The following is a 6,461-nucleotide window of genomic DNA, read 5'->3' on the forward strand; positions in this document are numbered from 1 at the left end:
GGGGGTTACCAGTTCAGCCTGGGCAAGGTCTACCGACTTAAAGAGGGCAAGGACGTGCTGCTGGTGTCGACGGGGCCGCAGAGCGCCCGCTGCAAAGAGGCGGCGGAGCTGCTGGAGGGCCAGGGCGTGTCGGCCGGGGTGCTGCACGTGCCGACGGTCAAACCGGTCAACGCGCAGGAACTTGTGGAAGCGTGCGCGGCCTACCCGCTGGTGATCACGGTGGAGGAGCACAACGTGCTGGGGGGCCTGGGCGGCTTGGTGGCTGAGATCCTCTCGGAGCATTCCCCGCGCAAGGTGCTCCGCTTCGGCATGGAGGATCGCTGGGGCGAATCGGCGCCCAACGAGTTCCTGCTGGACCTCTTTGAGCTGTCGGCGGGGCGCTTGAGCCAGCGGGTGAAAAAAGTGGTGGAGGCCGCCCGATGAAACGGCATCATCGGCCTGATCAGGGCAGCCGGTTTCTCATCGATATCCGCCCGGAAACGGCGGGCTGGAAATACCTCTCCTTTAAGGTGGCGCGGCTGGCGCCGGGCGAACCCCTGGAAGCCGACACGGCCGGCGAGGAGGTCATCATCGTGCCGTTAGCCGGGCGCGGCAAAGTGTCCTTTGGCGGCCAGCCGCACGAGTTAGCCCGCAAGGACCTGTTCCGTGAAGTGCCGGATATCGTTTATCTGCCGCCGCGAACCCGGTACAAAGCGGAAGCGGTCGAGCCTTTTGAAATCGCGATCGGGGGAGCCCCGGCTGAAGGCAGGCTTCCGGCGCGGCTCATCCGCCGGGAGCAGATCGCGACGGCCACCCGCGGTGAAGCGAACGTCAAACGGGGAGTCAGCACACTGGCTGATTCGGACGAGTTGACGGAGCGGTTGACCGTCTACGAGATCCACACGCCCAGCGGCAACTGGTCAAGTTTTCCGCCGCACCGGCACGACACGCGGGATAACTCCTCTTACCATGAAGAAACCTATTATTACCGGTTTCTGCCGGAGGAAGGGTTTGCCCTCCAGCGCCTCTACACCCGCGACACCGAGCTGGATGTGGCCATCCCGGTGCAGCACGGGGACTTGGTGTTGATCCACGAAGGCTATCACCCCGTGGTGAAAGCGCCGGGCACCAACGCCTATTACCTGAACTTCCTGGCCGGCGATGTTCGAAAGATTTCGGCCGTGAACGATCCGAAATACGATTGGGTAGCGAAAGATTGGCAAGGTAATCCGATCGAGATTCCGCCAAAAGCCGGCTAGCCTGCAAGAACGACGTACAAGCTGAAGCGACGACGATCAGATCCTCGTGCAGGCTGGCGAAATGTTCCCCCTTGAGCGCATGAGCGATGACCTGTTGCTTAAAGTGGACCGCGTCGGGAAACGCTTTCCCGGCGTGGTGGCCCTGGACGACGTCTCCTTAAACGTCAGGCGGGGGGAGGTCCACGCCCTGCTCGGCGAGAACGGCGCCGGCAAAAGCACCCTGCTCAAGATCCTGGCCGGCGCCCAGTACCAGGACAGCGGCCAAATCGACTTTGACGGCAAATCCCTGGGACGCGAACTGCCCCATGAACGCCAGCGGCTGGGCATCGTGACCGTCTACCAGGAGTTCACCCTCATGCCGAACATGTCGGTGGCCGAAAACATCTTCATCGGGCGCGAACCGGTGCGGGGCAAATTCCTGAGCTGGCCCACGATGATCAAAGAGGCCAGGGCCGTGGCGGCAAAACTGGACCTGCGGGTTGACCCGCTCACGCCCGTCTACGCCTTGAGCGTCGCCGAGCAGCAGATGGTCGAGATCGCCCGGGCGTTGACGATGAACGCCAGGCTCATCATTCTGGACGAGCCCACCGCGGCTTTGAGCGACCGGGAAGTCGAGAAACTCCACCAGATCGCGCGCGACCTCAAAGCCCAGGGTATCAGCATCATTTACGTCACGCACCGGCTCGGCGAGGTCAAACAGGTTTGCGACCGGCTCACCGTGTTGCGCGATGGCAAGTACGCCGGGGAAGCCGACGTTAAGGACGTCAGCATCGACCAGATCGTGCGCATGATGGTGGGCCGCAACGTGGAATACCTGGCGGGTGAGCACCATCAGGGCGGTGAAGTGGTGGTGCGGGTGGAAAACCTTACGCGCCTGAAACGGCTGCCGGGCAGCCAGGCGGTGCCGCTGCGGGGTATTACCCTGGAGATCCGGCGCGGCGAAATCCTGGGCTTGGCCGGCTTGGTAGGGGCAGGCCGAACCGAGATGGTGCGGGTCTTGTTCGGGGCCGACCCGTTCGAGAGCGGTCAGGTCTATTTTGAAGGACGGGCAGTGACCGTCTCGTCGCCCGCAGAGGCGATCGAACTGGGGATGGCGTTGGTTCCTGAAGACCGCAAACAGCAAGGGTTGTTTCTGACCCATTCCATCCGGATGAACCTGACCTTGCCGAGCTTGAAGAAGTTTCTTATCCCGCCCTTCTTCATCGACCAACGGGCTGAAAGCGAGCTCGTCGAGCAGTACCGCAAAGCCTTGAGCATTCGCATGGCCAACCAGGAAGTCATCGTTGGCACGCTGTCCGGCGGCAACCAGCAAAAGGTGATTTTGGCCCGCTGCATGGCCCTTAAACCCAAGTTGCTCATCGTCGATGAACCTACCCGCGGCATCGACATCGGCGCCAAAGCCGAGGTGCACCAACTGCTGCGCCAGTTAGCCCGCAACGGCACGGCGGTAGTCGTGGTGTCTTCGGAATTGCCCGAGGTCATCTCGCTCTGCGACCGGATCGTCACGGTGAAAGAGGGCCGCATTACCGGTGACATGCCGGCCCGGGAGGCCACCGAGGAAAAGCTGATGCAACGAATGGTGCTTGCCCAGGGTGAACAGCACGTCCAGGTTGCATCCCCCACCGCCTGATCGCAACCTCCCTGCCCGATTGTTTTCCTATATGGCTCAGCCTACCCCCGCCGCCACGACCGGCAAGGTCGTTGAACCGCCGCAAAGGCAACGCTTCGAATGGATCGGCTTCCTGCAAAAGTTCGGGGTTTTCATTTTCCTGATCCTGCTGATCCTCTTTTTCACATCCCAGAACCCGCGGTTTTTGTCGGTGCGCAACCTGTTCAATATCCTGACCGACGTCTCCATCTACGGCATCATGGCCGTAGGCATGACGCTGGTGATCCTCACCGCCGGGGTGGACCTGTCGGTTGGAGCAATCCTGGCGCTGGCGGCCATGTGCGGGGCCGGAGCCGTTAAGGGTACCGGCGAGTCGCGCTCCGAGACGCCGGACCCGCACAAGTTCGGGGGCTTGAGCTGGCTGATTGCGTTAGTGATCTGCATCGGGTTGGGCACCCTGGCCGGGTACATTCAAGGCAAAGTGAGCACGAAGTTCCGTATCCCGCCCTTCATCGTGACGCTGGGAGGCATGACGGTGTGGCGCGGCGCCACCCTCCTGATCGGGTCCGGTTCGCCCATCAGCGGTTTTGACCCGGGCTATACCTGGTGGGGCAACGGCTCGTTTCTCGGCGTGCCGGTGCCGGTACTGGTGTTTTTGGTGGTGGCCGTGAGCGGCTACATCGCCTTGCGCTACACCCCGTACGGCCGGCACGTCTACGCAGCGGGCGGCAACCCCGAAGCGGCGCGGCTGACCGGGCTGCGGGTGGACCGGGTGCTGACCAGCGTGTACGCCATCATGGGCTGCCTGGCCGGCCTGGCCGGCTTCATCCAGTCGGCGCGCCTGAGTTCGGCTGAAGCGACGGCCGGCTTGGGCTATGAACTGACCGTCATCGCCTCGGTGGTCATCGGCGGCACGAGCCTGATGGGCGGTCTGGGCGGCATTGCCGGCACCGTGGTGGGCACGATTCTGATCGGCGTGTTGCTCAACGGGTTGGTGATCATGAACGTCAACCCCTATTACCAGCAGATCATCATCGGCATAATCATCGTGCTGGCGGTCGGCTTCGACACCTACGCCAAATCGCGGCGCGGCCGGAGATGATCGGTCCTAAGGTTCTTTCTTGCGCATCTCTCGGCAAGCCCGGCAGCGGAGAGTGCTCCCGGGCTTGCCGCCGGCCGTGGCTGCAGATACGCTAAGGCTGGGTGCGCCACCTCGCACTGACTGAGGGTCCGGGAAAACCTCTTGCCGGGCGGAGCGCTCGCTGCTCTTTCCAGGCAAACGCGCTTTATATGCAGTGGGACATTATCGGACTCGGTTGTAGCTCGGTAGATGACTTCCTTTACGTTTCTGAATTTCCGGGACCGGACGAAAAAGTGGCGGTCCGATCTCACGACCGTCAGTGCGGCGGGCTCACGGCTACGGCCCTGGTCACGGCTTCACGGCTGGGAGCGCATTGCGCTTACGCGGGTCTGTTGGGACGGGATGAGCTTTCACGGGTCGTTGAAGAGAACTTCCGCCGCGAAGGGGTGGACGTCTCATTAGCCCCGCGGGACCCGGCCGCGCGCGTGGTTTATTCTCTGATCGTGGTCGCCGCCGCGACCGGTTCGCGGAACGTTTTCTTTCAGACGAACGGCCGCATCGGTGCGCACGAGAGCTTGCCGGGCGAAGCCGTCCTGCGCTCGGCCCGGGTCCTGTTCCTCGACCAATACGGCATGGCCGGTAACCTTCGCGCGGCGCGGATTGCACGGTCCGCCGGCGTGGCCGTGGTGGCGGACCTCGAGGACGATACGGATCCTCGATTCAATGAACTCCTGGCCCTGGTCGATCACGTCATCCTCTCAGAGGCCTTCGGCCGTAAAATCACCGGCGCGACGTCGCCCCAGACGGCGCTGGAACGCCTGTGGGCGACCGATCACCTCTGGGACATGGACCGGCAGGCCGTCGTGATGACTTGTGGAGCAGGTGGTATCTGGTTCTCGGGAACCGACCGCGTGCCCCGGTACCAACCGGCGTTCCGGGTCCCGGCCGTGGATACAACGGGCTGCGGCGACGTGTTTCACGGTGCCTATGCGGCGGCGCTCATCCAGGGAATGCCGCTCGCGCAGCGGATCTCCTTTGCAGCCGCAGCGGCCGCTTTGAAAGCGACCAAGCCGGGTGGCCAACGCGGCATCCCCACCCGCGGCGAGGTTGAGGGGCTTCTCGCTGCAAGCAACACCTCTGCCGGGATCGACCGCACCACGGCAACCATGAAGCCGGCCGTGCCATGAACTTTCAGCGCGGTACCCGGGCAGGGATCCTGAAGCCGCGCGTATGGCCTTTATAAGGGGCAGCCGGGCGAACCGGCCGTGCAGGCGTTCTCGTTTTTCGTCATTTCATACCTGATATAATAGCTAGGAAATAAGACGAAGCCAGCCGCACTTATGTATGGACTGTAATACCCAACCCTGATGTGCTGTTTTCAAGAAAAGGAGTATTTAGTAAATTGGTAATACTCCATGATGCTGCGCAGTAATAAATAACACCCCACTACCATTTAGGATGAAGATTATTCTTTTCTCTTCCAAGGTCCGCAAAGGTTTTGCGGTCGCCCTGACCCTCTTGTCGTTGTCGACGCTGGTACAGGCCGCACCCAGTGATTCGGGAGCACCGGATCAAAATGAGCCCTGGGCGCGTCTTTGCCGCCGCTGGGTCCACTTTTGGGACCATCATGGCTGGGGCGGTTGGGGAGCATCGGAGCCCGTCAGGGTGCACGAGAGCTCGTGGCAGAATCCTCACCTGGTCAGCGCGGCGAGGCCTAACGGCTCCTCGTACGCGGTCACAGGGAACGGGTCGGTTCCGGTAGTTCCCGAAGCCAACGCCGGCATGGTGTTAATCCCGGTCATGGCGGCCGCGCTGTGCTTATCCACGCGCCGGTTGTGGGTTGCAAAAGCCTCAGCGGACACCGAAGGCCGAAAGGGAAGCCGGTAAGGGTCCAGCGAATTTCCTGTTATCAGCTCTCGAGCGGTGTTACCGGGCGAGATGCGGCATTTGGGGTACGTATCAGCATTTGCTTTATGTACCTCTAAGAATTACCCTGCCTTGCATCTCAGCACTCGGCTGTATTTTTGCATTGCGTATCAGGAGCAGCCCTGATACACCCTGGGCGATGCACGTTATTCTTGCGGTCGAGGCGAACGCCGGGTTGGTGATGATTCCGATTGTGGCAGCAATGTTTGTCTTCTCCTGGCGTCGGCTATCGCGCAAGTCAAGGGAGCAGGACGAGACCGGCAAGGGGAACTAGCAGCGAGACGATTTGATGGCCTGAAGGGCCAAAGGAACTTAGCCCTGGGTTTCACCCTGGGAAGGCGTTTCCCCCCGATCGAGCCCTGAAAGGGCCGCAGAACCCGTGAGCAACGCCTTCTGCCGTCCCTTCAGGGTTCGATCGTGATTTGACAGTTACTCAGGGTAAAGCCCTGAGCTTTACCCGCATTTTTTGAGAGCAGCGCGGGGACAGCCGTGACCGTCGTACGGCCCGAAGGGCCAAGAGAACATAGCCCAGCGTTTACCCCTCGACCTGACCCGCAATTCTGCCACCGTCAAGCAAGACCCGGCACGCGCCACGCATCCGCGCGTC

The 6,461-nt window shown here is 62.0% G+C and carries 6 protein-coding genes; all 6 read left to right on the plus strand.

Annotated features, from left to right (window positions below):
* The coding region (locus JO015_02245) for a transketolase family protein (GenBank protein MBV9997910.1) at nucleotides 1-423 on the plus strand (423 nt) is incomplete at its 5' end.
* Nucleotides 420-1,238 carry a 5-deoxy-glucuronate isomerase gene (gene iolB, locus JO015_02250; GenBank protein MBV9997911.1) on the plus strand — a complete coding sequence of 273 codons (819 nt, stop codon included), beginning with the start codon at nucleotides 420-422 and terminating at the stop codon, nucleotides 1,236-1,238. The genes JO015_02245 and iolB, both read left to right, overlap by 4 nt.
* Before the next feature lie 79 nt (nucleotides 1,239-1,317).
* Nucleotides 1,318-2,868 carry a sugar ABC transporter ATP-binding protein gene (locus JO015_02255; GenBank protein ID MBV9997912.1) on the plus strand — a complete coding sequence of 517 codons (1,551 nt, stop codon included), beginning with the start codon at nucleotides 1,318-1,320 and terminating at the stop codon, nucleotides 2,866-2,868.
* A gap of 31 nt (nucleotides 2,869-2,899) precedes the next feature.
* Nucleotides 2,900-3,949 carry an ABC transporter permease gene (locus tag JO015_02260; protein MBV9997913.1) on the plus strand — a complete coding sequence of 350 codons (1,050 nt, stop codon included), beginning with the start codon at nucleotides 2,900-2,902 and terminating at the stop codon, nucleotides 3,947-3,949.
* A 188-nt stretch (nucleotides 3,950-4,137) separates the two neighbouring features.
* Nucleotides 4,138-5,115, plus strand: a complete 978-nt coding sequence (locus tag JO015_02265) for a hypothetical protein (protein ID MBV9997914.1) — start codon at nucleotides 4,138-4,140, stop codon at nucleotides 5,113-5,115.
* A gap of 271 nt (nucleotides 5,116-5,386) precedes the next feature.
* Nucleotides 5,387-5,815 carry a hypothetical protein gene (locus JO015_02270; GenBank protein ID MBV9997915.1) on the plus strand — a complete coding sequence of 143 codons (429 nt, stop codon included), beginning with the start codon at nucleotides 5,387-5,389 and terminating at the stop codon, nucleotides 5,813-5,815.
* The last annotated feature ends 646 nt before the right edge of the window (nucleotides 5,816-6,461 follow it).

This window comes from Verrucomicrobiota bacterium (assembly GCA_019247695.1).
GTDB lineage: Bacteria > Verrucomicrobiota > Verrucomicrobiia > Chthoniobacterales > JAFAMB01 > JAFBAP01.

Coding starts and splice junctions, on each gene's coding strand:
- JO015_02260 (MBV9997913.1), top strand. CDS start 2,900: ATGGCTCAGCCTACCCCCGCCGCCACGACCGGCAAGGTCGTTGAACCG.
- JO015_02255 (MBV9997912.1), top strand. CDS start 1,318: ATGAGCGATGACCTGTTGCTTAAAGTGGACCGCGTCGGGAAACGCTTT.
- JO015_02265 (MBV9997914.1), top strand. CDS start 4,138: ATGCAGTGGGACATTATCGGACTCGGTTGTAGCTCGGTAGATGACTTC.
- JO015_02270 (MBV9997915.1), top strand. CDS start 5,387: ATGAAGATTATTCTTTTCTCTTCCAAGGTCCGCAAAGGTTTTGCGGTC.
- iolB (MBV9997911.1), top strand. CDS start 420: ATGAAACGGCATCATCGGCCTGATCAGGGCAGCCGGTTTCTCATCGAT.